Origin of the sequence: Streptomyces guryensis (genome assembly GCF_021261325.1) — a bacterium.
Taxonomy (GTDB): domain Bacteria; phylum Actinomycetota; class Actinomycetes; order Streptomycetales; family Streptomycetaceae; genus Streptomyces; species Streptomyces guryensis.
Genome location: NZ_JAJSBI010000014.1, coordinates 93,303 through 116,002 on the forward strand (window position 1 = coordinate 93,303; position 22,700 = coordinate 116,002).

Here is a 22,700-nt window from a genome sequence, read left to right on the forward strand (position 1 = left end):
CGCTCGTATGCTCTCAAATGAGCGTGAGTTGGGTCGGTTCGGACACCACCGGCTCGGGTGCCTCGGGCGGCAGGATCCGCCGTGGCATCCCCGCGCGCGTGGGGCCGATCCCGTACTCCTGGGCCAGCTCGTGGACCTGACGGGTGATCCGGCGCTGATACCACTTCGGGGCGTAGGCACCGTCCGCGTACAGGCGCTCGTAGCGGCGCACCAGGTACGGGTGGTGGCGGCCGAGCCAGGCCATGAACCACTCGCGGGCGCCGGGCCGCAGATGCAGCACCAGCGGGGTGACGGAGGTGGCCCCGGAGGCCGCGATCGCCTGCACGGTGGCGCGCAGTTGGGCCGGCTGGTCGCTCAGGAACGGGATCACCGGAGCCATCAGCACACCGCACCCGATGCCGTGCTCGGCGAGTGTGCGGACCACGTCGAGGCGGCGCTCCGGGGCGGGTGTGCCCGGCTCCACCGTGCGCCACAGCTCGGGGTCGGTGAAGCCGACCGACACCGAGACGCCGACGTCCGTCACCTGGGCCGACTGCACCAGCAGATCGAGGTCGCGCAGGATCAGCGTGCCCTTCGTCAGGATCGAGAACGGATTGGCGTGGTCCCGCAGGGCGGCCAGGATGCCCGGCATCAGGCGGTAGCGGCCCTCGGCGCGCTGGTAGCAGTCGACGTTCGTGCCCATCGCGATGTGCTCGCCCTGCCAGCGGCGCGAGCCGAGCTGGCGGCGCAGCAGCTCCGGGGCGTTCACCTTGACCACGATCTGCGAGTCGAAGTCGAGACCCGGGTCGAGGTCCAGATAGGTGTGGGTCTTGCGGGCGAAGCAGTACACGCACGCGTGCGAGCAGCCGCGGTACGGATTGACCGTCCACTCGAAGGGCATGCGTGAGGCGCCCGGCACCCGGTTGATGATCGAGCGGGCCCGCACCTCGTGGAAGGTGATTCCACGGAATTCAGGGGTGTCGAAGGTACGGCTGACCACCGCGTCCGCGCCGAACAGCGCGGTGTCCGCCGCCCGGCTGTGCCCGCCGGACTCCACTGTGAGGTTCTCCCACCGCATGACGCCTCCTCGGTAGCGCTGCTCAGAGTGAAACACGTGTTCGAATTGCCGTGCAAGGCCTGTTTCCGATCGCCCAGGGCGCCCCCGAGGGCGTCCTGGGGCACCCCGATTTGGGCGGCCGTGGGCGGGGGTGGTTGGCTTGCCCCCACCCCGAGAAAAGCAAGTCCTGGAGGAAACCGATGGCGCAGGTCGAGGCCACTACCGAGCGGGTCGTCGCGGCAGACGCGGAGAAGGTGTTCGACGCCCTCGCCGACTACAGCGGCACGCGCGGGAACGTGTTGACGGAGCACTTCAGCGAGTACGAGGTGCGCGAGGGCGGTGACGGCGAGGGCACCCTCGTCCACTGGAAGCTCCAGGCCACCAGCAAGCGGGTCCGCGACTGCCTCCTGGAGGTCAGCGAGCCCACCGACGGCGAGCTCGTCGAGAAGGACCGCAACTCCTCCATGGTCACCACCTGGCGGGTCACCCCGGCCGGCGAGGGCAGGTCCCGCGTCGTCGTGACCACCGTCTGGAACGGCGCCGGCGGTATCGGCGGCTTCTTCGAGAAGACCTTCGCCCCCAAGGGTCTCGGCCGGATCTACGACGCCGTGCTCCAGAGGCTCGCCACCGAGGTCGAGAAGTAAGTCCCGGTCGTCCGGGGGGTGTTGACGCCCCTCACCGGATCGAGTGGATCTCCTTGCGCCGCGCCGGTCCGCCGTAACTCGCCGCGCCTGCCCGTAGTTGCCGCCTTGAGCGGAACTCTGTGGCAGCGCGGCGAGGGGAGCGGTACGTGAGCGGGACGACGGCGCAGGGCGAACTGCGGGGCGAACCCGCCGCGGCGCCCCCGCAGACCCCCGCGGTACGGGCCGCCCCGGTCGAACTGAGCCCGCGCCGGGTGCGGTTGGTCTTCCTCGGGCTGATGCTGGCGCTGCTGCTCGCCGCCCTGGAGCAGATGATCGTCGCCACCGCGCTCCCGAAGATCGTCGGCGAGCTGCACGGCCTGGACAGGATGTCCTGGGCGATCACCGCCTATCTCCTCACGGCCACCGTGGGCCTCCCGGTCTACGGCAAGCTCGGCGACCTGCTCGGCCGCAAGGGTGTGTTCCAGTTCGCCATCGTCGTCTTCGTGATCGGCGCCGCGCTCGCGGGGCGGGCGCAGTCCATGGACCAGCTGATCGCCTTCCGCGCCGTCCAGGGTGTCGGCGCGGGCGGGCTCATGATCGGCGTCCAGGCGATCATCGCGGACATCGTGCCGCCCCGCCGGCGCGGCCGCTTCATGGGCCTGATCGGCGCCGCCTTCGGTCTCGCCTCGGTCGCGGGCCCCCTGCTGGGCGGCTACTTCACGGACCATCTCTCCTGGAGGTGGTGTTTCTACTTCAACGTCCCCTTCGGCCTGGTCACCCTCGCCGTGGTCACCGTCGTGCTGAAGCTCCCGAAGCCGTTGGCCAAGGCGCGGCTCGACGTGCCGGGCGCGCTGCTGCTCGCCGCCGCTTCCACCTGCCTCGTCCTGCTGACCAGTTGGGGCGGCACCGAGTACGCCTGGGACTCGCGGGTGATCCTCGGGCTCGGCGCGGGAGCGGCGGTCGCCGCCGTCCTCTTCCTCGTCGCCGAGCACTTCGCCGCCGAACCCCTCATCCCGCTGCGGCTGTTCAAGGATTCCGTCTTCAACGTCACCGGCCTGGTGGGACTGGTGATCGGCGTCGCCCTGTTCGGCGCCGCCAGCTATCTGCCGACCTTCCTGCAGATGGTCGACGGGGCCTCCGCCACCGAGTCGGGCCTGCTGATGCTGCCCATGATGGGCGGCATCGTCGGCGCCTCGATCGTCTCCGGGCAGCTCATCAGCCACACCGGGCGCTACAAGATCTACCCCGTCCTCGGCAGCGCCGTGGCCGTCGTCGGCATGTGGCTGCTCTCCCGCCTCCAGGTCGACACGCCCCGGCTGGACTACAGCATCTGGATGGCCGTCCTCGGCGCCGGCATCGGCATGGTGATGCCGGTCCTGGTCCTCGCCGTGCAGAACTCCGTGCGCCCCACCGACCTCGGCGCCGCCACCAGCGCCAACAACTACTTCCGGCAGATCGGCGGCAGCGTCGGCGCCGCGGTCTTCGGCACCCTCTTCGCCGACCGGCTCACCCACGCTCTCGCACAACGGCTCCCCCCGCACGCGGGCGCGCAGCTTCCCGACCCGGAGTCCCTCACCCCGCAGCTCGTCCACGCACTGCCCGCGCCGCTGCGCGACGACTACATCCGGGCGTACGCCGACGCCATGCCCCGGATCTTCCTCTACCTGGTGCCGGTGCTCGGGCTCGGCCTGCTCATCGCGTTCTTCCTCAAGGAGAGACCACTGGTGTCGTACAACGCCGCCGAAACCGAGCCCGCGACCGCCGCCGTCCCGCAGGCCCTGCCCCACCCTTCGGGCGGAGGGACCCCCATCTCGCTTCGCTCGCCGTACGCACCCGGGGCCCCCGTCAGCGGCACGGTGCAGCACCCCGACGGCACCGTCGTCCCCCGCGCCGCGCTCACGCTCATCGACGCGACCGGACAGCAGGTCGGGCGGGGAGCCAGCGGCGAGGACGGGCGGTACGCGCTGTCCACGCCCGGCACGGGGGCGTACGTCCTCATCGCCGCCGCGGGCGGCCACCAGCCGCAGGCCGTCTCCGTCACCGTCGGCGAGCGCCCCGTCGACCTGGACGTCGTCCTCGGCGGCGCCGGACGCCTCGCGGGCAGTGTGCTCACCGCCGAGGGCACCCCCGTGCGCGACGCCACCGTCACGCTCACCGACGTGCGCGGCGAGGTCGTCGCCACCACCCGCAGTGGACACGAGGGCCGCTATGTCGTCACCGAGCTGGTGGCCGGGGAGTACACCCTCGCCGCGAGTGCCCACGGGTTCCGCCCGGCCGCGCTCCCCGTCACCGTCCAGGCATCCCGGGAGACCAGCCAGGACGTCGAACTCGCGGGCGGTGCCGTGCTGCGCGGCACCGTGCGGACGAGTGGCGGCCGCGCCGTCGAGGACGCGCGCGTGACGCTGCTCGACGCGGCGGGCAACGTGGTGGACACGCTGACCACCGGCCTCGACGGAACGTTCCGGTTCGTCGACCTGTCCTCCGGCGAGTACACCGTCATCGCGGCCGGTTACCCGCCGGTTGCCACGGTGCTCCAGGTGGCAGCAGGCGGACGGACCGAGCGGGACCTGCAACTGGGGCACGAAGACTGACGCGACGTCATACGCTCCGGCGCGCGCCCCCGCGCGCGGGGGCCGTCCCGTCGCACCAATTCCCGCATTGCCGCACATCACCACCGGCGGTAGCCGTACGGTGGAGCAGGCGGCACAGATCTTGCGGAGCCGTGGGGAGAGAGGGCCTGGGCCATGGAAAATGGCACCGACCGTGGCACCGAGAGGGACGCGCCTCCCAGCCGCGGAGCTGGGAACGGCGAGGCAACGGAGTACGCCGCGGCCGGCCGCATCCCGCTGGCCGTGGTCGTGGTGGACCGTGACGGCCTGGTCTCCCACTGGAGCCGGGGCGCACACCGGCTCTTCGGCACCGTCAAGGAGGAGGCGATCGGCCGATCCGTCGCCGACCTGCTCCCCGTCTCCGGCGCGCTGCCCGAGGACGACGACGGCACCGCCTACCCGGACGACGACGGACTGAGCCCCGGCCTCGAGGCCTCGCTGGGCGGCCTCAGCGCCTATCCGGCGGCGGGGCGAGCCCGCATCAACGGGTCGGGGGACGGGTGGTCCGACGCACCGGACGGGGAAAGCGAGTACGGCGCAGAGCGGCTCGACATCCTCTGGTGGGCCTACCCACTCGTCGGCGCCGAGCCCGCACGGCTGCTCATCCTGGCCGCCGACGCGGCACGGCTGCGCATGGAACGGGGCCACGACGACGAGGTCGACGAGCGGATCTCGCCCGGCTTCGCCCGCCACACCGAACTGCCCGCCTCCGACGAGCTCGCCCGGCGACTGCCCGACATCCTGCCCAACATGGGGCCCGGCCTCAGCGGCCGCATCATCTCCCAGGTCCTCGAACTCGGCTACCCGGTTCTGGAGTTCAGCCAGTGCGACCGGGTGCCCGTCACCCCCGACTGGGGCGTGCCGCGCCGCGCCGGCCGCCACCGCTCCGACGGTCAGCCCTGGGCGGCGGCGAAGCAGATCGTCGTCCCCGCCGGCGCCGAGCACGACCTGGAGTACGTGGCCGTCCGTGAGCGGCTGGAATTCCTGAACGAGGTCAGCACCGGCATCGGCTCCTCGCTCGACCTCGACGCAACCATCCGTGAGGTCACCAGCGCCGCCGTGCCCCGCTTCGCGGACTTCGCCGGCACCCACCTGCGTGCCGCGGTCCTCGCTGGCGAGGGCTTCCCGGACGGCGTCCCTGACGTGACCACCGTCTGGCACCGGGTCTGGGTCGAGCACAACGACGAGCCCGGCCGCTGGGACGACACCGTGCCGGTCGGCGAGGCGATCGCGTTCCCCGAACACACGCCGTTCTTCCAGTGCATGAGCACGGGCGAACCGGTCCTCATCCCGCTGATCAGTGAGGAGATGGGCAACCGGATCTCCGGGGAGTTCGAGAAGCGCGACCTCAGGCCGCTCATCAACGGCCGCTCCATGCTGGTGGTGCCGCTCAAGGCCCGCAACGTCGTCCTGGGCTTCATGGTGCTGATGCGCCGGCCGGGCCGTGAGCCGTTCGACGCCATCGACCGCACCACGGGTGCCGAACTCGCGGCCCGCGCAGGCCTCGTGCTCGACAACGCCCGCATGTACACGTACCAGGAGAACGTCGCCGACACCCTGCAGGACAGCATGCTCCCGCAGGTGGCCCCCCGCATGGCCGGCTGCGACACAGCGACCCGCTATCTGCCCGGCACCCGCCTCGGCAGGGTCGGCGGCGACTGGTTCGACACCGTCAAACTGCCCGGCTCGCGCACCGCGCTGGTGGTCGGCGACGTCATGGGGCACGGCCTCAAATCGGCCGCCATGATGGGCCAGTTGCGCACAGCCGTGCAGACCATGGCCGCCATGCAGACGCCGCCCGCGCAACTCCTGCGCAACCTTGACGACCTGGCCAGGCGGCTCGGTGAGACCTACCTCGCCACCTGTCTGTACGCGGTGTACGACCCGATCCGCGGCGAACTCCAGCTGACCAACGCCGGGCACATCCCGCCCGTTCTGGTGCGCGCCGAGGATGGCCGAAGCGAACTGCTCGATCTGCCGACCGGCGCGCCCATCGGCGTCGGCGGCGTGGCCTTCGAGACCACCGTCGTCCGGGTCCGGCCAGGCGACCGGCTGGTGCTGTGCACCGACGGACTGGTGGAGGTGCGCGGCGTCGACATCGGCGAGGGCCTCGCCGCGCTGTGCGAGTCCGCGGCGCACCCCGCGGCCTCGATGGACGACGCCTGCGACACCATCATCCGGGCACTCAACACGCACGGCGGACGCAAGGACGACGTCGCGCTGCTCATGGCTCGGCTCAACGGCATCCTGGCCGACGACGTCGCCGAGTGGCAGCTCACCCGCGATCCACGAGAGGTGGCGCGCGCCCGCCGACTGGTCCGCGCCCAACTGCTGCACTGGGGGCTCGCCGACGCGGTGGACACAGCGGAGCTGCTGGTCAGCGAGCTCGTCACCAACGCCGTACGGCACGCGACCGGCGACCGGATCGGGCTGCGGCTGGTGTGTACCGACGCGCTGCTGTGCGAGGTCACGGACGGTGAACCGGACCTGCCTGCCCTGCTCGGCGCGGGCCCGTACGACGAGTCGGGCCGCGGCCTGCGCGTGGTCAGCCGCCTGGCCCGCGAATGGGGCGCCAGCGTCGCCGGGCACAGCAAGACGGTGTGGTTCGAGCAGCCGCTGACGCCTCCTCGACGGGAACGTTGAGAGGAAGCCGGACGAGCCCCGTGGACACCGTCTTCTGACAGTTCTTCCTGTGCGCCCCGGCGTGCGCGGGCTCGGACATACCGCGAAAGAAGGCACCTGCTACTTGCGGTGTACCCGCCACCCGCGATACTCCGATCACGGCACCGACCGTGGGGAGCTCGCATGAACGTCTCGGAGGACTACCGCAATGCTTGGGAGAGTTACTGGCTGGAGACCACCGACGCGCCGGGTGAGGCGATCTGGGACTCCGACCCGGCCCTGACCGCGATGCCGCACAGCGAGCTGCTCCTGCCGCACGCGGACACCACGCGCACCATCGTCGACCTCGGCTGCGGCAACGGAACCCAGACGCGGTACCTGGCCACGCGGTTCGCCCGTGCCGTCGGCGTCGATCTCTCGCACGCCGCCATCGAGCACGCCCGCCGTGCCGCGGACGGCCACGCCGTGGAGTTCCAGCAGCTCGACCTGACGGACACCGAGGCCGTACGCGTGCTTCACTCCCGCCTCGGTGACAGCAACGTGTACATGCGCGCCGTCATCCATCAGAGTGAACCGGAAGCGCGCCCCGCGGTGGCCCGTGCCGTCGCCGAGCTCGTCGGTGCCCGCGGACGGGCGTTCGTCGTCGAACTCACCTCGGGCTCGCGACAGGTGCTGGGCCGTGCCGTGGACGATCCGGGGGGCCCGCCGCCCAAGCTGCGCCGGGTCTTCCAGCACGGCCTCAAGCCCGCCGACGCACAGGACGAGGAGGTGCCGAGCCTGCTAGGCGCAGCCGGCCTGGAGATCCTCGCAACCGGCGAGACGAGCCTGCCGCAGACCGAGTACCTGGCGGACGGCACCCGCATCGACCTGCCCGCACGCTGGTTCGTCCTCGCGGGCGGTGAGAAGACGGCCGAGTAGGCGTCCGGACCGGGCAAGGCGGCCGGCCGGGCCTCGTGGCCGGCCGCTTCGTCACGTCACCGGGCCATTCCTGGTCTCGATGCGCTTCGCCGCGTAACGTGACGCAGCATGAAGATCCTTATCAGCGCCGACATGGAGGGTGCCACGGGGGTCACCTGGCCGGCCGACGTGCTGCCGGGGACACCGCCGTGGGAGCGCTGCCGTGCCCTGTTCACCTCGGACGTCAATGCCGCCGTGCTGGGGTTCTTCGACGGCGGGGCGGACGAGGTCCTCGTCAACGAGGCCCACTGGACCATGCGCAACCTGCTCCTGGAACAGCTGGACGAGCGCACCGAGATGCTCACCGGGCGGCACAAGTCCCTCTCCATGGTCGAGGGCGTGCAGCACGGGGACGTGGACGGCATCGCCTTCGTGGGCTATCACGCCGGCGCCGGGATGGAGGGCGTCCTCGCCCACACCTACCTCGCCAACTCGATCACCGGGGTGTGGCTGAACGACGTACGCGCCAGTGAGGGGCTGCTCAACGCGCACGTCGTCGCCGAGTACGGGGTGCCCGTCGTCCTCGTCACCGGCGACGACGTGGCCTGCGAGGACGCCCTCGGGTACGCGCCCGGGGCGCTGAAGGTCGCGGTCAAGGACCATGTGTCGAGGTACGCGGCCGTGTGCCGTACTCCGGCCAGGACCGCGTCCGACATCCGGGCCGCCGCAAAGGAGGCGGCACAGCTGGCGGTCCGCCACCAGCCCGCCCAGGCAGGGCCGTTCACCGTCGCCCTCGAATTCGACGCGGAGCATCTCGCCATGGCCGCCACCGTCGTGCCGGGAGTCGGCCGCATCGGGGAGCGGAAGGTGGCGTACACCAGCGAGACGATGTACGAGGGGATCCGTACCTTCAAGGCGGTCACCACGATCGTCTCGGCCGCCGTGGAGGAGCAGTATGGCTGACCAGCAGGCGCTGGACGAGGTCGTCCGGTTCACCTCCGACCTCATCCGCATCGACACCACCAACCGCGGCGGCGGCGACTGCCAGGAGCGGCCCGCCGCCGAGTACGCCGCCGAGCAGCTGGCCGCGGCGGGTCTCGAACCCCTGATGCTGGAGCGCACCAAGGGGCGCACGAACGTCGTCGCGCGCATCGAGGGGACCGACCCGGCGGCCGACGCGCTGCTCCTCCACGGTCATCTGGACGTCGTCCCCGCCCAGGCCGACGACTGGACAGTGCACCCCTTCTCCGGGGAGATCCGCGACGGGGTGGTGTGGGGGCGCGGCGCCGTCGACATGAAGAACATGGACGCGATGATCCTCGCCGTGCTGCGGAGCTGGGCGCGCGAAGGGGTGCGGCCCCGGCGTGACCTCGTCGTCGCGTTCACCGCCGACGAGGAGGACAGCGCCCGGGACGGGTCCGGATTCCTCGCCGACGAGCATCCGGAACTCTTCGAGGGGTGCACCGAGGGCGTCAGCGAGTCGGGGGCGTTCACCTTCCACGACGGCAGCGGGCGGCAGATCTATCCGATCGCGGCCGGTGAGCGCGGCACGGGCTGGCTGCGGCTCACCGCGCGCGGACGCGCCGGACACGGCTCCAAGGTGAACAGGGAGAACGCGGTCACCCGTCTCGCCGCCGCGATCACCCGCATCGGCGAGCACGAGTGGCCGCTGCGGCCGACCCCCACCGTGTGGGCCGCTCTGACCGAACTCGCGGCGCTCTACGGCCTCGACGTCGACCCGGACGACATCGACGGGCTGCTCGGCAAGCTCGGCCCGGCCGCCACGCTGGTGGAGGCGACCGTCCGCAGCAGCGCCAACCCGACCATGCTGGACGCCGGCTACAAGGTCAACGTGATCCCTGGGGAAGCGGTCGCGTATGTCGACGGGCGGTATCTGGCCGGCGGCGAGGACGAGTTCCGCACGACCCTTGACCTGCTCACCGGACCCGACGTGGAGTGGGAGTTCCACCACCGTGAGGTGGCCCTCCAGGCGCCGCTGGACTCACCGACGTACGCGAAGATGCGTGCCGCCGTCGAGGAGTTCGCGCCCGAAGGGCATGTGGTGCCGTACTGCATGACGGGTGGCACGGACGCCAAGCAGTTCTCACGGCTCGGCGTCACGGGGTACGGCTTCACACCGCTGAGGCTTCCGGAGGGGTACGACTACCAGGCCATGTTCCACGGGGTCGACGAGCGGGTACCGGTCGAGGCGCTGCATTTCGGCGTCCGCGTCCTCGACCGCTTCCTGCGGACGGCCTAGGCGAGTTGGGGGAGAACGTGCAGAGACTGCCGTACGGTTCCTGGCCCTCGCCCATCGACGCGGCGCTCGCCGCCGCGCACGACGGGCGTCCCGAGTACGCCGGCTTCGTCGGCGACGAGGCGTGGTGGACCGAGCCACGGCCCGCCGAGGGCGGCCGTCGCACCCTGGTGCGGCGGAGCGCCGACGGCCGGGAGGAGTCCCTGCTGCCCGCACCGTGGGACGTCCGCAGCCGCGTCATCGAGTACGGCGGACAGCCCTGGGCCGGGACGGTCGTGGACGGACGGCCGCTCGTCGTGTTCGTGAACTTCGCCGACCAGCGGCTCTACCGCTACGAGCCCGGAGGCGACCCGCGTCCCCTCACGCCCGTGTCGCTCGTGGGCGGCGGACTGCGCTGGGTGGAGCCGCAGTTGCGGGTCGACCGCGGCGAAGTGTGGTGCGTGCTGGAGGAGTTCACCGGCGACGGACCCACTGATGTGCGGCGCGTCCTGGCCGCGGTGCCGCTGGACGGCTCGGCGGTCCAGGACCGGGACGCGGTACGCGAACTCACGGACGACCGGCACCGGTTCGTCACGGGGCCGCGTATCTCGCCCGACGGGCGCAGCGCGGTCTGGCTCGCCTGGGACCACCCGCGGATGCCGTGGGACGGCACGGAACTGGTCCTGGCCGGGGTCGCCGAGGACGGCACCCTGACGGGCGCGCGCACGCTCGTCGGCGGTCCGGACGAGTCGATCGCACAGGCGGACTGGGCCCGTGACGGCTCGCTCCTCTACGCGAGCGACCGCAGCGGCTGGTGGAACCTCTACCGCGACGGCGTGCCGCTCTGTCCGCGCGAGGAGGAGTTCGGCGGGCCGCTGTGGAAGCTCGGGCAGCGCTGGTTCGCCCCGCTGGACAGCGGACTCGTCGCCGTCGTGCACGGCCGCGGTGCCACCGCGCTCGGAGTCCTCGACCCCGAGACCGGCGAGGTCGTCGACGCGGCCGGACCCTGGACCGAGTTCGCGTCCACGCTCGCGGTGCACGGGGAGCGGGTCGTCACCGTCGGAGCCAGCCCGCGCAGCGCGTACGAGGTGGTGGAGCTCGACACCCGGGCCGGCCGGGCCCGCGTCGTCGGTGCCGAGCACGAGGACGCGGTCGACCCCGCGTACTACCCCGAACCGCAGATCCGCACCTTCACCGGACCCGCCGGACGCGACATCCACGCGCACATCTACCCGCCCCACAACCCGCGCTGTGTCTCGCCCGGCGACGCGCTGCCGCCCTACGTCGTCTGGGCGCACGGCGGCCCCACCAGCCGGGCCCCGCTCGTGCTCGACCTGGAGATCGCCTACTTCACCTCCCGGGGCATCGGCGTCGCCGAGGTCAACTACGGCGGCTCGACCGGACACGGGCGCGAGTACCGGAACCGGCTGCGCGAGCAGTGGGGCGTGGTCGACGTCGAGGACTGCGCGGCCGTCGCCCTCGCCCTCGCCGACGAGGGCACCGCCGACCGCGAACGGCTCGCCATCCGCGGCGGCAGCGCGGGCGGCTGGACCACGGCCGCCTCCCTGGCCGCCACCGACGTCTACGCCTGCGGCACGATCCTCTACCCCGTCCTCGACCTCGCAGGGTGGGGCTCGGGGGAGACCCACGACTTCGAGTCGCAGTACCTGGAAACCCTGGTCGGGCCGCTCGCCGAGGTCCCCGGCCGGTACGCCGAGCGGTCGCCCGCGGAGCACGCCGACCGCATCACCGCGCCCTTTCTGCTGCTGCAGGGCGTGGACGACGTGATCTGCCCGCCCGCCCAGTGCGAACGGTTCCTGGCACGGATGGAGGGCAGACAGGTGCCGCACGCCTACATCGCCTTCGAGGGGGAGGGGCACGGCTTCCGGCGGGCGGAGACCATGATCCGTGTCCTGGAGTCCGAACTCTCCCTCTACGCCCAGGCCTTCGGGCTCAACCCGCGCGGTATCCCCACACTGGAGCTGACGAAATGAGAGAGCTCCTGCGGCCGTCCCGGCTTGCCCCCGGCGCGCGCGTGGCCGTCGTCGCGCCCAGCGGGCCGGTGCCGGAGGAGCGGGTGCAGGCCGGGCTCGACCTGCTGCGGGGGTGGGACCTCGACCCGGTGGTGGCACCGCATGTGCTGGACCGGCACGGCGAGTTCGACTACCTGGCGGGCACGGACGCCGACCGGGCCGCCGACCTGCAGGCCGCCTGGTGCGACCCGTCGGTGGACGCGGTGCTGTGCGCGCGGGGCGGCTACGGGGCGCAGCGGACGGTCGACCTGCTCGACTGGGACGCGATGCGGGCCGCCGGGCCCAAGGTGTTCGTGGGCTTCAGCGACATCACGGTGCTGCACCAGGCGTTCGCCAACCGGCTGGGCCTGGTCACCCTGCACGGACCGGCGGCCGCCGGGATCGACTTCATCAAGCACGCCCGGGCGCAGGAACACCTGAAAGCGACCCTGTTCGCTCCGGAGAGGGTGCGCACCCTCGTCTCCGACGGCACCGCTCTGGTCGCCGGACGGGCCCGGGGCGTCACGCTGGGCGGATGTCTGAGCATGCTCGCCTCCGACCTGGGGACGCCGCACGCCCACGACGGTGTCCGCGGTGGGCTGCTTCTGATCGAGGACGTCGGCGAACGGGCGTACCGCATCGACCGGATGCTGACCCAGCTGCTGCGCAGTGGATGGCTCGACGGCGTCAGCGGGATCGCGCTCGGGTCATGGGTCAACTGCGGTCCCTACGACGAAGTGCGCGCTGTCCTCGCCGACCGGCTCGGAGGCCTTGGCGTTCCCGTCGTCGAGGAGTTCGGCTTCGGGCACTGTGCGGGGGCGCTGACCATCCCCTTCGGCGTGGCGGCCGAACTCGACGCCGACGCGGGCACCTTGACACTCGACCGGCCCGCTCTTCGCTGAGCCGCCTCCACCGCACCCTTTTTGCTGAATATCCGTCAAGAACACTCGTCTGGGCGATTGACCTCGCATGACGCCTGCCACACCATGACTAGCGGTCGTTACTTACTGGTCGGTAAGCAGGGCTGCCCTGAGTGTGGAGGTCTCAGTGTCCCGAGGCGTGTTCAGATCGCGAGCGCCGCTCGCTCTCGCCCTGGGGGCGGCGCTCGCCGTGCCCCAGGCGCTCACCGCTCCCGTGTCCGCGGCTGGCCAATACAGCGTCACGGCACTGAAGTTCACCGTCCAGGCGGGTGGCCGCCGCTGCGCGGTCGACGCCGATCTGTACCGTCCGGCGGGCGTCGACAGCGCCCACCGCGCCCCGGCCGTGCTCGCCACGAACGGCTTCGGCGGCAGCAAGTCCGACGGTACGACCGACGCCGTCGGCAAGGCCCTCGCCTCGCGCGGCTATGTGTCCCTGATCTACTCCGGCCTCGGCTTCGGCCGCTCCGGCTGTCTGATCTCGCTCGACGACCCCGGCATCGACGGCACCGCCGCCTCCCGGCTGATCGACTTCCTGGGCGGCAGCCGCGCCGCCGACGACGGCACCAGGGCCGACTTCGTCACCCTCGACGGCGCGGGCGACCCACGGGTCGGCATGATCGGCGGCTCGTACGGCGGTGCCATCCAGCTGGCCACGGCAGCCGTGGACCACCGGGTGGACGCGCTGGTCCCCCTGATCACCTGGAACAGCCTCGCCTACGCGCTGGACCCGAACAACGCCGACGCCACCGTCCCGGGCGCCTTCAAATGGCAGTGGACCAACGGGTTCTACCTCCTCGGCGAGGGCCAGGCGCTGACCCAGCCGAACCTCGACCCGTCCCGGATCAACTCCCTGACCTGTCTGCACTTCGTCACCCGGGCCTGCGCCACCATCCGCACACTGAACTCCGGAAGCTACCGAGCGGGCCCCACCGCCGCGATGCTCGCCTACGCCAACAGCGTCTCCCCGGCGTCGTACCTGAACCGGGTCGAGGCGCCCACCCTGCTGATCCAGGGGCAGGCCGACAGCCTCTTCAACCTCAACGAGGCGACAGCCACGTACAAGGCACTCAAGGCCCGCGGCACACCCGCCAAGATGATCTGGCAGTCCTGGGGGCACAGCGGCGGCATGGTGGACGGTGAACTCAACCTCACCCAGGGCAACCTGGACAGCAGCTACGTCGGCAGGCGGATCCTCTCCTGGTTCGACCACTACCTCCGCAAGCAGCACACCGACACCGGACCGGCCCTCGCCTACTACCGTGACTGGATCACCGACCCCAACCACACCTACGCCACGACCGGCCGGCTCCCCGCCCTCAGCCGGAAGCTCTACCTCTCCGGGGACGGCAAACTCGTCGACAACGGCAAGAAGGTGGCAGCCGGCAGCCGCACGTACGCCAACCAGCTGACTCCAACGAGCCATTCGGAGACCTCGCTGGCCGCGATCGGCGGGCTGCCGGACCCGGCACCGTTCGACACCGAGGGCACCTACCTCGGCTGGACCAGCGAACCGCTCACCCGCACCACCGACGTCGTCGGCGCGCCCCGGGCCACGCTCAGGGTCGTCTCCCCGCAGGCCGCGCGGACGCAGAACTCCGGCAACGCCGCCGATCGGCTGGTCCTGTTCGCCAAGCTGTACGACGTCGCGCGCGACGGCACCAAGACGCTGGTGCACCGGCTGGTCGCGCCGGTCCGGGTGCCGGACGTGTCCAAGAGCTTCACCGTGACCCTGCCGGGCATCGTGCACCGGTACGAGAAGGGGCACCGGCTGCGGTTCGTGATCGCCGCGAGCGACGACGCGTACTTCGGCAACCGCGGGATCAAGGCGGTGACCGTGGTCAGTGCGCCCGGGAACACCGGGGTGCTGGAGCTGCCCGTGCTGGGCGGATGAGGAGCTTTGCGGGGAGCCCTCACCGTGCGTGAGGGGGTCTGCGGGCGCATCCTGGTGGTATGAGCCCGAGGACCTCCGAGCGGGGAGCCACGCGCAGCGGTGAGCGGGGCCCGGCCGTGACGCCCGGCCGGGTCGCGGTCCTGTTGCTCGCCGTCTTCGCCCTGATCTTCATCTTCCAGAACACCCGCCACACCAGGATCCGCCTCCTGATCCCCGAGGTCACGATGCCACTGTCGACGGCGCTGCTCGTCGCGGCGCTGATCGGCTCGTTCTTCGGGGCGTATGTGATGAGGCGGAGGCGTTAGCCCGCCGTAGGGTGGCGGGATGCCGCACACCGCATCCCGTTACCTCGCCGAAGGCCCCCGCGTGGGTATACGTCACTTCACCTACGAGGACGGTGCCGAGTTCACCGCCCGTGCCCGCGAGAGCAAGGACCTGCACCACCCCTGGCTGTTCCCGCCGGACACCGCGGGCGCGTACGCCGCGTACGCGGGCCGGCTGATCGAGGACCCGACCAAGGCCGGGTTCCTCGTCTGTGAGAAGGACGGTGCGCAGGGCAAGGGGGCCATCGCCGGGTACATCAACATCAACAACATCGTCGAGGGCGGCTTCCAGTGCGGCGCGCTCGGCTACGGCGCCTTCGCGCACGCCGCCGGGCGCGGGCTGATGCGCGAGGGGCTGGACCTGGTGGTGGGGTACGCGTTCGGACCGATGCGGCTGCACCGGCTGGAGATCAACGCGCAGCCGCAGAACGCCGCGTCGATCGCGCTGGCGCGCGCCTGTGGCTTTCGGCTCGAAGGGTTCTCGCCGAAGATGATTTTCATCGACGGGGACTGGCGGGATCACGAGCGCTGGGCGGTCACGGCAGAGATGCGGCGCGCTTCGCTGTGAGGGCGGCGATGGGTTGTCGGTTGGCCGCCTCGCCGCCGTGGCCGGGCGCGCGGTTCCCCGCGCCCCTTCGGGGCGCGCGTCCGCCTTTGCGGAATCCTGACCGGTAGGGCCCCTGGCCGGTTCACCGGGGAGCGGCTTCCATGGTGATCGTGACGACCATCCGACGTGAGGTACTGACGTTGCCCGCCGCGGAGTTGGGGCCGGACAATCCACTGCCCCCGCTGCGGTCGCCGCATGAGGTGCACCGCATCGAGGACCGGGACCGGGACGACCTGCCGCGTGAGATCGCCCGGCAGGTCGGTTACGAGCCGCTGCGCAGTCTGCTGCCGGTGCCGGTCCGGGACGGGTACGGGCGGGCGCGTGAACCCCGTGAGTTCGACGCCCTCGTGATCGAGAACGGCCGGCTGCGCGCCACCGTACTGCCCGGTCTCGGCGGCCGTGTCGCCTCCCTTGTGCACAAGCCGACCGGCCGCGAACTCCTCTACCGCAACCCGGTGTTCCAGCCCGCGAACTTCGCCCTCAACGGCGCCTGGTACTCCGGCGGCATCGAATGGAACATCGGCGCCACCGGCCACACCACCCTCTCCTGCGCCCCGCTCCACGCCGCCCGCGTCCCCGCCCCCGACGGCGGCGAGATGCTCCGGCTGTGGGAGTGGGAACGCCTGCGCGACCTGCCTTTCCAGGTCGACCTCTGGCTCCCGGAGGACTCCGACTTCCTGTACGTCGGCGTCCGCATCCGCAACCCGCACGAGCGGCCCGTGCCGGCCTACTGGTGGTCCAACATCGCCGTACCGGAGGAGCGCCGGGTGCTGGCCCCCGCCGAGGAGGCCTGGCACTTCGGCCACGAGCGGCACCTGCGGCGGGTGCCCGCCCCGTCGTGCGATGAGATTCAGCAACTCCCCTACGCCGCCGACTACTTCTACGACCTGACCGACGCACGACGTCGCTGGATCGCCGCCCTCGACGAGGACGGGCACGGTCTGGTGCAGACCTCCACCGACCTGCTGCGCGGACGCAAGCTCTTCGTCTGGGGGAAGGGCCCCGGCGGGCGCCGCTGGCAACAGTGGCTCACCGAACCCGGCACGGGCGGCTACTGCGAGATCCAGGCCGGGCTCGCCCGCACCCAGTCGGAGCACGTACGGCTGGAGCCGGAGAGCGAGGTCTCCTGGCTGGAGGCCTACGGTCCGCTGAGCTCCCCGGAGGCGGCCGACGAAGTGGAAGCCCGCCTGGAAACCGCACTCCCGCGCGCCGCAGTCGACACGGCCCACGCCGCCTGGAAGCCGCACGCCGACACCGAACCCGGCGAGATCCTCGCCGTCGGCTCCGGCTGGGGTGCGCTCGAAGTGCTGCGCGCCGACTGGAAGCTGCCCGGCACACCCTTCGGCGAGGCCACGCTCGGCGAGGCCCAGGAACCCTGGCTGCAGCTGCTGCGGACCGGTGCCCTCCCCGAGCCGCGCCGGGTACGGCCGCCCGGTGAGACCCTGGTCGCCCCGCACTGGCGTGACATGCTGGAGACCGCACCCGCGTCCCCGCTCACCGAGTACCACCTGGGGGTGGCCCAGTGGCACGCCGGAGACCGGGCGCAGGCGGTGCGCAGCTGGGAGCGGGCCCTCGAACTCGCCCCCTCTCTCTGGCCGTTGCTGCGCTGCCTCGCCGTCGCCGACCAGGAGAGCGGCAACCACGAGCGCGCCGCGGACCGGTACGCCGACGCCTTCGACGACCTGTGCCACGAGCGGCGCGACGGCGGGGAACGGTGGACGGCGGCCACGGCCGCGCTGGGCCGCGAGACGATCGAGGCCCTGCTCGCCGTACGCCGCACCGCTCAGGCACGCGGCGTCTGGGAGCGGCTGCACCCCGCCACCCGGGAGCGCGGCCGGTTCCGGCTGATCGAGGCCGGGCTGCTGCTCGCCGAGGGGCGGCGGGAGGAGGCCCTGGACGTCTTCCGTGCGGGCTTCGAGGCCGCCGATCTGCGGGAGGGAGCGGAGGCGATCGGCCGCCTGTGGTCGAGGCTCACCGACGAACCGCTCCCGGCCCACCACGACTTCCGCATGCGACCGCCGCAGGCGTAGGCCCTGTCACAGCCACAAGGCACCGTTCTGTGCAGCCGACCTGATCCGAACGACAGGCCCCAGGGACCTACACGTTGCGGTCCACGTACTCGTACACCATGCCGTCCGGATGCATCGCGATCAGGTTGCGGCCTCCCGGCGTCGGTACCGGGCCCGCGACGATGTGCGCGCCGAGCCCGGTGAGCACCCGGTGGGTCTCCTCGACGTCCTTGACGGCGATCGTCGCGGAGATCTTGCGCAGTACGTCCAGCTCGGCCGCGGGACCGCTCATCAGCAGGAAGCAGCCGACGGCGGCCACCTGGACGCCGCCGCGCTCGAAGCGCTGGGCTGCGCCGCCCGCCAGCCGTTCGTAGAAGGGGATCGCGGTCTCCAGGTCGTCGACGCAGATGCGCAGCGTGGCTCCCAGAATGTCCATGCGGAAAGCCTAGTTGGGGCGGCCGGGCGAGGAGATCACTTCCGATTGTTTCGGGAGATCGTCCTCGGCCCGGCCGCCCCGGGGCGTGGATCAGCCCATCGCCTTGCGTACGACGTCACGCGTGCGGTCGACGACGGCCGCGACCGGGCCCACCGCCACGTTCTTCAGGGCGGTGTCCGTGCCCGGGTGCGGACGCGTGGGCGCCAGCGCCTCGGCCGCCTGCACGGCGCGGGCCAGGGTCTCCAGCCTGCCGCGGTCGGCGACCCGGTTGAAATCGGCGAACTCGTACCGCTCCTCGTTGGCGGCGTGGGCGAGCACGTCCTGGCGCAGGGCCGCGAACTGGTCCAGGAACTCGGGTGAGTCCGGATCCATGTCGTCCAGCCGGGACAGGGCCGACTTGGCCTTCTCCTCCTCCTCGATCCGGTCCTTCACGACCAGCTCGCCGCCGTCGAGGTGCTTGCGGGCGAAGGGGTGGACGACCTCCTCCTCGGCGGTCTCGTGCACCGCGAGGAGCCGGACGAGGTCGTGGAAGTGCCGCGCCCGGTCCTCGCCCTTGGCGTTCGCCACCTCGTCGAACAGTTCTCGGATCCGGATGTGCTGAGCCTTGAGCAGCTCCACCACATGGGTGCGCTCGGTCATCCTGCAACTCCTGGTAGAGGGGTCTGTGAGGGTTTTGGTCGTGCGGTCGTGCGAGCGGGCCGGGTACCCGGGGGCCGTGGGCTGACGCACCGCTTTCCGGCCGTGACGGACCGCGTTATCCGTACGCCCGTACGGGTACTCGGCGGCCATGGAAGGCTTGGATCATCTGGAGCACCTGGACAGGCACCTGGTCGACGAGCTGGCGCAGGTGGCGCGCGAGACCGTGCGCGACGAACTGCGCGAACAGACTCGCAAGCAGCGGCGTAGGGCCATGCTGTACGCCGTGTCCGGGGCCGTCGCCCTGTACGCGGGCGCGGCCCTCGCGCTCACCCTCGGACTGGCCCTCGCGGTCGGCCTGCCCGGCTGGGCCGCCGCGCTGATCACTGCGGTGATTCTCGGAGTCGTCGCCTATGTCCTGCGCGGCATGGCCCGCCCCGCCGCGTCCCGGCCCACGCCGGAGCGGGCGGCGGAGCAGGCCGCCGCGAGTCAGGGCGACCCCGTCGTCGGCGGCCGGGCACCCGCCGCGCCGCCGAGCGGACTCGGGGCACCGTATCCGCCGATGCCGCCGGTCGCGCCCGGCGGTCTGGGCGGGGCCGCGGGCGCGCCCGTCGCGGGCGAACCGGGCGGCGCGGTCACTCCGGCGCCGCGCCCGGACGACACCGACCCCGAGCAGCCGCACCACCGGGCGTGATGCGCCATGCGAAGCCATTGGGGTGTGCCCGTGCCGGGAGGCCGCAAAGCCGTCGTCGTGACCGGAGCCAGTGGCGGCGTGGGGCGGGCCGCGGCCCTGGCCTTCGCCGCCCGGGGCGAACGGGTCGCCCTGCTGGCCCGCGGACGTGAGGGCCTGGCCGCTGCCGCCGACGAGGTGCAGCGCGCCGGGGGCGAGGCTCTCGTGGTCACCGTCGACATGTCCGACGCCAAGGCGGTCGACGACGCGGCCCAGCAGGTCGCCGACACGTTCGGGCACATCGACGTGTGGGTCAACAACGCCTTCGCCGGGGTGTTCGCGCCGTTCACCGAGGTCACCCCGGACGAGTTCCGCCGGGTGACCGAAGTGACCTACCTGGGCTGTGTGTTCGGCACCCGCGCCGCGCTGCACCACATGCTGCCGCGCGACCGGGGCACGATCGTGCAGGTCGGCTCCGCGCTCGCCTACCGCGGCATCCCGCTGCAGTCGGCGTACTGCGGGGCCAAGCACGCGATCCAGGGGTTCAACGAGTCGCTGCGGTGCGAACTGCTGCACAGCGGCAGCGGGGTCCGTACGACGATGGTGCAGCTGCCGGCCGTCAACACCCCGCAGTTCGACTGGGTGCTGAGCCGGATGCCGGGGCGGGCCCGACCGGTGGCGCCGGTGTTCCAGCCAGAGGTAGCGGCGCGCGCGATCGTGCACGCGGCGTCCCACGGCCGACGGCGCGAGTACTGGGTCGGAAGCTCCACGGTGGCCACCCTGATCGCCAACGCGGTGGCTCCCGGAGTGCTCGACCGCTATCTCGCCCGCACCGGATTCGACGCCCAGCAGGACGAGGGTGAGCACGGCGAACTCGGCAACCTGTGGACCCCGGCGGACGGGGCGCACGGACGGGACTTCGGGGCGCACGGGCGGTTCGACGACGAGTCCCGGGCGGACAGTCCGCAGGAGTGGATGTCCCGGAACCGGGGCCGGGTGGGGACGGCGCTCACCGTCGGCGCAGGCGTCCTGGCCGCACGGAAACTGACCCGGCTCGTCCGCCGTTGAGCCATCACGCGAGCCGGTACCCCTCCGCCGTCAGGCCGTCACCCGACCCGGTACTCCTCCACCTCGTCCGTCCGCAGAGTCAGCCCGTGGCCCAGACCGGCCAGCGGGCGCACCGTGCCCCCCATCGGATCCAGCGCACCGTCGAAGAACATGTCCTCGATGCGCACATGGTCGTGGAACCACTCCATGTGGCGGATGTTGGGCAGCGAGGCGGCCGCCGCGGCGTGGGCGTGCGGGGCGCAGTGCGTGGATACCTCCAGGCCGTGGGCCTGGGCGAGCGCGGCGGCGCGCAGGAACTCCGTGATGCCGCCGCAGCGCGTCGCGTCGATCTGGAGGCAGTCGACCGACCCGGCCTCGATCATGCGGGCGAAGTAGGGGAGGTCGTAGCCGTACTCGCCGGCCGTCACGTCGCACACCAGGGCGTCGCGGACCAGGCGCAGACCCGTCAGGTCGTCGGAGGAGACCGGCTCCTCGAACCAGCCGACGCCATGGTCGGCGAGGGCACGGCCGACGCGGACGGCCTGTTTGCGGGTGTACGCGCCGTTCGCGTCGACGTACAACTCGGCCTCGGAGCCGATCACTTGGCGTGCCGCGTGAACGCGGGCCAGATCGCGTGGGACCGCGCGGCCCCAGCTCTCCCCGATCTTGATCTTCACGCGCGGGATGTGCTGCCCGTGCACCCAGCCGTTCAGCTGCGCGGCCAGATGGGTGTCGTGGTACGTCGTGAAGCCGCCGCTGCCGTAGACCGGGACCCGCTCGCGGCACACGCCGAGCAGCCGGGCCAGCGGGAGTTCGAGGAGGCGGGCCTTGAGGTCCCACAGGGCGATGTCCACCGCCGAGATCGCGCCCGCGGCGATTCCGGGGCGGCCCGCGTTGCGGACGGAGCGGCACATCGCGTCGTGCACGGAGGGGATGTCGAGGGCGGAGCGGCCCTCGACGAGCGGGGCGAGGTGGTCGCGCAGGAAGTCGCCGACCGCCGGCGGGCCGTAGGTCCAGCCCGTGCCGGTCTCGTCGCCCGTCGTCACCTCGGCGATCACCATGGTCGTGGAGTCCCAGGCCAGCGTGCCGTCGGCCTCGGGAGCGTCGGTCGGCACCGTGTAGACGGAGACGACGGGGCGGTGGAGTTTCATCGCGGCTCCCTCACGCCTGCTGCAGCTGCGGCAGGACCTTCGTACGGTAGAAGTCGAAGAAGCCGCGCTGGTCGGGGCCGATCTGGTTGACGTAGACCCGGTCGAAGCCGGCGTCGGTGAAGGCCCGCAGGGCCGAGACGTGTTCGTCGACGTCGTCGCCGCACACCGCCTTCTCGCGCACCATCTCCTCGGTGACCAGCGGCGCCAGCTGCTCGAAATGGCTCGGCGAGGGCAGGATCTGGCCCATCTCGCCCGGCAGGAACTGGTTGAACCACCGCTTGTGCACCGTGCGTACGGCCTCTTCGCGGTCGGTGCCGTAGCAGAGCTTGGTGCCGCCGATGACCGGCTTGCCGCCGCCACCGCCCTTGCGGAACTGCTCGACCATCGAGGCGTCCGGCATCATCGTGATGTAGCCGTCGCCCACGCGTCCGGCGAGCTGTGTCGCCGCCGGGCCGAATCCGGAGATGTCGATCGGGACGGGTTCGTCGGGGACCGTGTACAGGCGGGCGTTCTCCACCGTGTAGTGGGTGCCGTGGTGGCTGACCTCCTCGCCGGTGAACAGGCGGCGCATGATCTGGATCGCCTCCTCCAGCATCTCCATGCGGACACTCGCGGGCGGCCAGACGTGCCCGAGGATGTGCTCGTTGAGGGCCTCACCGGTGCCCACCCCGAGCCGGAAGCGGCCGTTCGACATCACCGCCGAGGTCGCCGCGGCCTGGGCGACCACCGCCGGGTGGATGCGCACGGTGGGGCAGGTGACCGCCGTTTCGACGGGCAGCGACACCGCCTCCGAGAGCGCGCCGATCACCGACCAGACGAACGGGCTCTGGCCCTGTGTGCCGTTCCACGGGTGGTAGTGGTCCGAGATCCACAGCGACTGGAATCCGGCCTGCTCCGCCATCCTCGCCTGTTCGACGAGTTCCGCGGGACCGAACTCCTCGCACGAGAGGAAGTAGCCGTACTCGGGCATGGGGA

At 71.8% G+C, this 22,700-nt stretch carries 19 protein-coding genes; 14 read left to right on the forward strand and 5 right to left on the reverse strand.

Annotated features, from left to right (window positions below; all coding sequences use genetic code 11):
• Positions 1 to 13 precede the first annotated feature (13 nt).
• The gene (locus LJ657_RS26555; RefSeq protein WP_232651260.1) at positions 14 to 1,057 is read right to left on the reverse strand and encodes an Rv2578c family radical SAM protein; all 1,044 of its coding nucleotides are present in this window, start codon (positions 1,055 to 1,057) and stop codon (positions 14 to 16) included.
• Between the two features lie 179 nt (positions 1,058 to 1,236).
• Here LJ657_RS26555 and LJ657_RS26560 point away from each other — a divergent pair, with 179 nt between their 5' ends.
• The 12 genes from LJ657_RS26560 to LJ657_RS26615 all read left to right on the forward strand — a co-directional run bounded on the left by LJ657_RS26560 (position 1,237) and on the right by LJ657_RS26615 (position 17,806).
• Positions 1,237 to 1,680, forward strand: a complete 444-nt coding sequence (locus LJ657_RS26560) for an SRPBCC family protein (RefSeq protein WP_232651261.1) — start codon at positions 1,237 to 1,239, stop codon at positions 1,678 to 1,680.
• A gap of 146 nt (positions 1,681 to 1,826) precedes the next feature.
• The gene (locus LJ657_RS26565; RefSeq protein ID WP_232651262.1) at positions 1,827 to 4,250 is read left to right on the forward strand and encodes an MFS transporter; all 2,424 of its coding nucleotides are present in this window, start codon (positions 1,827 to 1,829) and stop codon (positions 4,248 to 4,250) included.
• A 153-nt stretch (positions 4,251 to 4,403) separates the two neighbouring features.
• Entirely contained in the window at positions 4,404 to 6,911 is a 2,508-nt protein-coding gene (locus LJ657_RS26570) for a SpoIIE family protein phosphatase (RefSeq protein WP_232651263.1), read from the forward strand.
• Between the two features lie 162 nt (positions 6,912 to 7,073).
• The gene (locus LJ657_RS26575; protein ID WP_232651264.1) at positions 7,074 to 7,808 is read left to right on the forward strand and encodes a class I SAM-dependent methyltransferase; all 735 of its coding nucleotides are present in this window, start codon (positions 7,074 to 7,076) and stop codon (positions 7,806 to 7,808) included.
• Positions 7,809 to 7,916: 108 nt separating this feature from the next.
• Positions 7,917 to 8,750, forward strand: coding sequence for a M55 family metallopeptidase (locus tag LJ657_RS26580; RefSeq protein ID WP_232651265.1), 834 nt, complete (start codon positions 7,917 to 7,919; stop codon positions 8,748 to 8,750).
• Positions 8,743 to 10,047, forward strand: coding sequence for a M20/M25/M40 family metallo-hydrolase (locus LJ657_RS26585; RefSeq protein ID WP_232651266.1), 1,305 nt, complete (start codon positions 8,743 to 8,745; stop codon positions 10,045 to 10,047). Before LJ657_RS26580 ends, LJ657_RS26585 begins: the two co-directional genes overlap by 8 nt.
• 17 nt (positions 10,048 to 10,064) lie before the next feature.
• Positions 10,065 to 12,017, forward strand: a complete 1,953-nt coding sequence (locus LJ657_RS26590) for a prolyl oligopeptidase family serine peptidase (protein WP_232651267.1) — start codon at positions 10,065 to 10,067, stop codon at positions 12,015 to 12,017.
• The gene (locus LJ657_RS26595) at positions 12,014 to 12,937 is read left to right on the forward strand and encodes a S66 peptidase family protein (RefSeq protein ID WP_232651268.1); all 924 of its coding nucleotides are present in this window, start codon (positions 12,014 to 12,016) and stop codon (positions 12,935 to 12,937) included. The genes LJ657_RS26590 and LJ657_RS26595 overlap by 4 nt, the downstream gene beginning before the upstream one ends.
• A gap of 133 nt (positions 12,938 to 13,070) precedes the next feature.
• Complete coding sequence (locus LJ657_RS26600; protein ID WP_232651269.1) at positions 13,071 to 14,846, forward strand: CocE/NonD family hydrolase; 1,776 nt, start codon at positions 13,071 to 13,073, stop codon at positions 14,844 to 14,846.
• Between the two features lie 59 nt (positions 14,847 to 14,905).
• Positions 14,906 to 15,151: a LapA family protein gene (locus LJ657_RS26605; RefSeq protein ID WP_232651270.1), complete on the forward strand. Its 246-nt coding sequence runs from the start codon at positions 14,906 to 14,908 to the stop codon at positions 15,149 to 15,151.
• Between the two features lie 19 nt (positions 15,152 to 15,170).
• Positions 15,171 to 15,737: a GNAT family N-acetyltransferase gene (locus LJ657_RS26610; protein ID WP_232651271.1), complete on the forward strand. Its 567-nt coding sequence runs from the start codon at positions 15,171 to 15,173 to the stop codon at positions 15,735 to 15,737.
• Between the two features lie 140 nt (positions 15,738 to 15,877).
• Positions 15,878 to 17,806, forward strand: coding sequence for a DUF5107 domain-containing protein (locus LJ657_RS26615; protein ID WP_232651272.1), 1,929 nt, complete (start codon positions 15,878 to 15,880; stop codon positions 17,804 to 17,806).
• Positions 17,807 to 17,873: 67 nt separating this feature from the next.
• On the opposite strand, the gene LJ657_RS26620 is transcribed toward LJ657_RS26615, so the two are convergent.
• Positions 17,874 to 18,221: a VOC family protein gene (locus LJ657_RS26620; protein WP_232651273.1), complete on the reverse strand. Its 348-nt coding sequence runs from the start codon at positions 18,219 to 18,221 to the stop codon at positions 17,874 to 17,876.
• Between the two features lie 90 nt (positions 18,222 to 18,311).
• Complete coding sequence (locus LJ657_RS26625) at positions 18,312 to 18,860, reverse strand: hemerythrin domain-containing protein (RefSeq protein WP_232651274.1); 549 nt, start codon at positions 18,858 to 18,860, stop codon at positions 18,312 to 18,314.
• A 148-nt stretch (positions 18,861 to 19,008) separates the two neighbouring features.
• On the opposite strand from LJ657_RS26625, the gene LJ657_RS26630 reads away from it, so the two are divergent.
• Together LJ657_RS26630 and LJ657_RS26635 are read left to right on the forward strand one after the other, a co-directional pair.
• On the forward strand, positions 19,009 to 19,551 hold the full coding sequence (locus LJ657_RS26630) for a phage holin family protein (protein ID WP_232651275.1): 543 nt from the start codon (positions 19,009 to 19,011) through the stop codon (positions 19,549 to 19,551).
• A 6-nt stretch (positions 19,552 to 19,557) separates the two neighbouring features.
• Positions 19,558 to 20,595: an SDR family oxidoreductase gene (locus LJ657_RS26635; RefSeq protein ID WP_232651276.1), complete on the forward strand. Its 1,038-nt coding sequence runs from the start codon at positions 19,558 to 19,560 to the stop codon at positions 20,593 to 20,595.
• Positions 20,596 to 20,633: 38 nt separating this feature from the next.
• On the opposite strand, the gene LJ657_RS26640 is transcribed toward LJ657_RS26635, so the two are convergent.
• Complete coding sequence (locus LJ657_RS26640) at positions 20,634 to 21,725, reverse strand: enolase C-terminal domain-like protein (protein WP_232651277.1); 1,092 nt, start codon at positions 21,723 to 21,725, stop codon at positions 20,634 to 20,636.
• Positions 21,726 to 21,735: 10 nt separating this feature from the next.
• A complete protein-coding gene (locus LJ657_RS26645) occupies positions 21,736 to 22,695 on the reverse strand; it encodes an LLM class F420-dependent oxidoreductase (RefSeq protein WP_232651278.1) in 960 nt (319 codons plus the stop codon).
• Positions 22,696 to 22,700 lie beyond the last annotated feature (5 nt).

Excerpts from the sequence above, each read along its gene's own strand:
- LJ657_RS26555 (WP_232651260.1), bottom strand. The coding sequence starts at position 1,057 with ATGCGGTGGGAGAACCTCACAGTGGAGTCCGGCGGGCACAGCCGGGCG.
- LJ657_RS26560 (WP_232651261.1), top strand. The coding sequence starts at position 1,237 with ATGGCGCAGGTCGAGGCCACTACCGAGCGGGTCGTCGCGGCAGACGCG.
- LJ657_RS26570 (WP_232651263.1), top strand. The coding sequence starts at position 4,404 with ATGGAAAATGGCACCGACCGTGGCACCGAGAGGGACGCGCCTCCCAGC.
- LJ657_RS26575 (WP_232651264.1), top strand. The coding sequence starts at position 7,074 with ATGAACGTCTCGGAGGACTACCGCAATGCTTGGGAGAGTTACTGGCTG.
- LJ657_RS26580 (WP_232651265.1), top strand. The coding sequence starts at position 7,917 with ATGAAGATCCTTATCAGCGCCGACATGGAGGGTGCCACGGGGGTCACC.
- LJ657_RS26585 (WP_232651266.1), top strand. The coding sequence starts at position 8,743 with ATGGCTGACCAGCAGGCGCTGGACGAGGTCGTCCGGTTCACCTCCGAC.
- LJ657_RS26595 (WP_232651268.1), top strand. The coding sequence starts at position 12,014 with ATGAGAGAGCTCCTGCGGCCGTCCCGGCTTGCCCCCGGCGCGCGCGTG.
- LJ657_RS26605 (WP_232651270.1), top strand. The coding sequence starts at position 14,906 with ATGAGCCCGAGGACCTCCGAGCGGGGAGCCACGCGCAGCGGTGAGCGG.
- LJ657_RS26610 (WP_232651271.1), top strand. The coding sequence starts at position 15,171 with ATGCCGCACACCGCATCCCGTTACCTCGCCGAAGGCCCCCGCGTGGGT.
- LJ657_RS26615 (WP_232651272.1), top strand. The coding sequence starts at position 15,878 with ATGGTGATCGTGACGACCATCCGACGTGAGGTACTGACGTTGCCCGCC.
- LJ657_RS26620 (WP_232651273.1), bottom strand. The coding sequence starts at position 18,221 with ATGGACATTCTGGGAGCCACGCTGCGCATCTGCGTCGACGACCTGGAG.
- LJ657_RS26625 (WP_232651274.1), bottom strand. The coding sequence starts at position 18,860 with ATGACCGAGCGCACCCATGTGGTGGAGCTGCTCAAGGCTCAGCACATC.
- LJ657_RS26630 (WP_232651275.1), top strand. The coding sequence starts at position 19,009 with ATGGAAGGCTTGGATCATCTGGAGCACCTGGACAGGCACCTGGTCGAC.
- LJ657_RS26635 (WP_232651276.1), top strand. The coding sequence starts at position 19,558 with ATGCGAAGCCATTGGGGTGTGCCCGTGCCGGGAGGCCGCAAAGCCGTC.
- LJ657_RS26640 (WP_232651277.1), bottom strand. The coding sequence starts at position 21,725 with ATGAAACTCCACCGCCCCGTCGTCTCCGTCTACACGGTGCCGACCGAC.
- LJ657_RS26645 (WP_232651278.1), bottom strand. The coding sequence starts at position 22,695 with ATGCCCGAGTACGGCTACTTCCTCTCGTGCGAGGAGTTCGGTCCCGCG.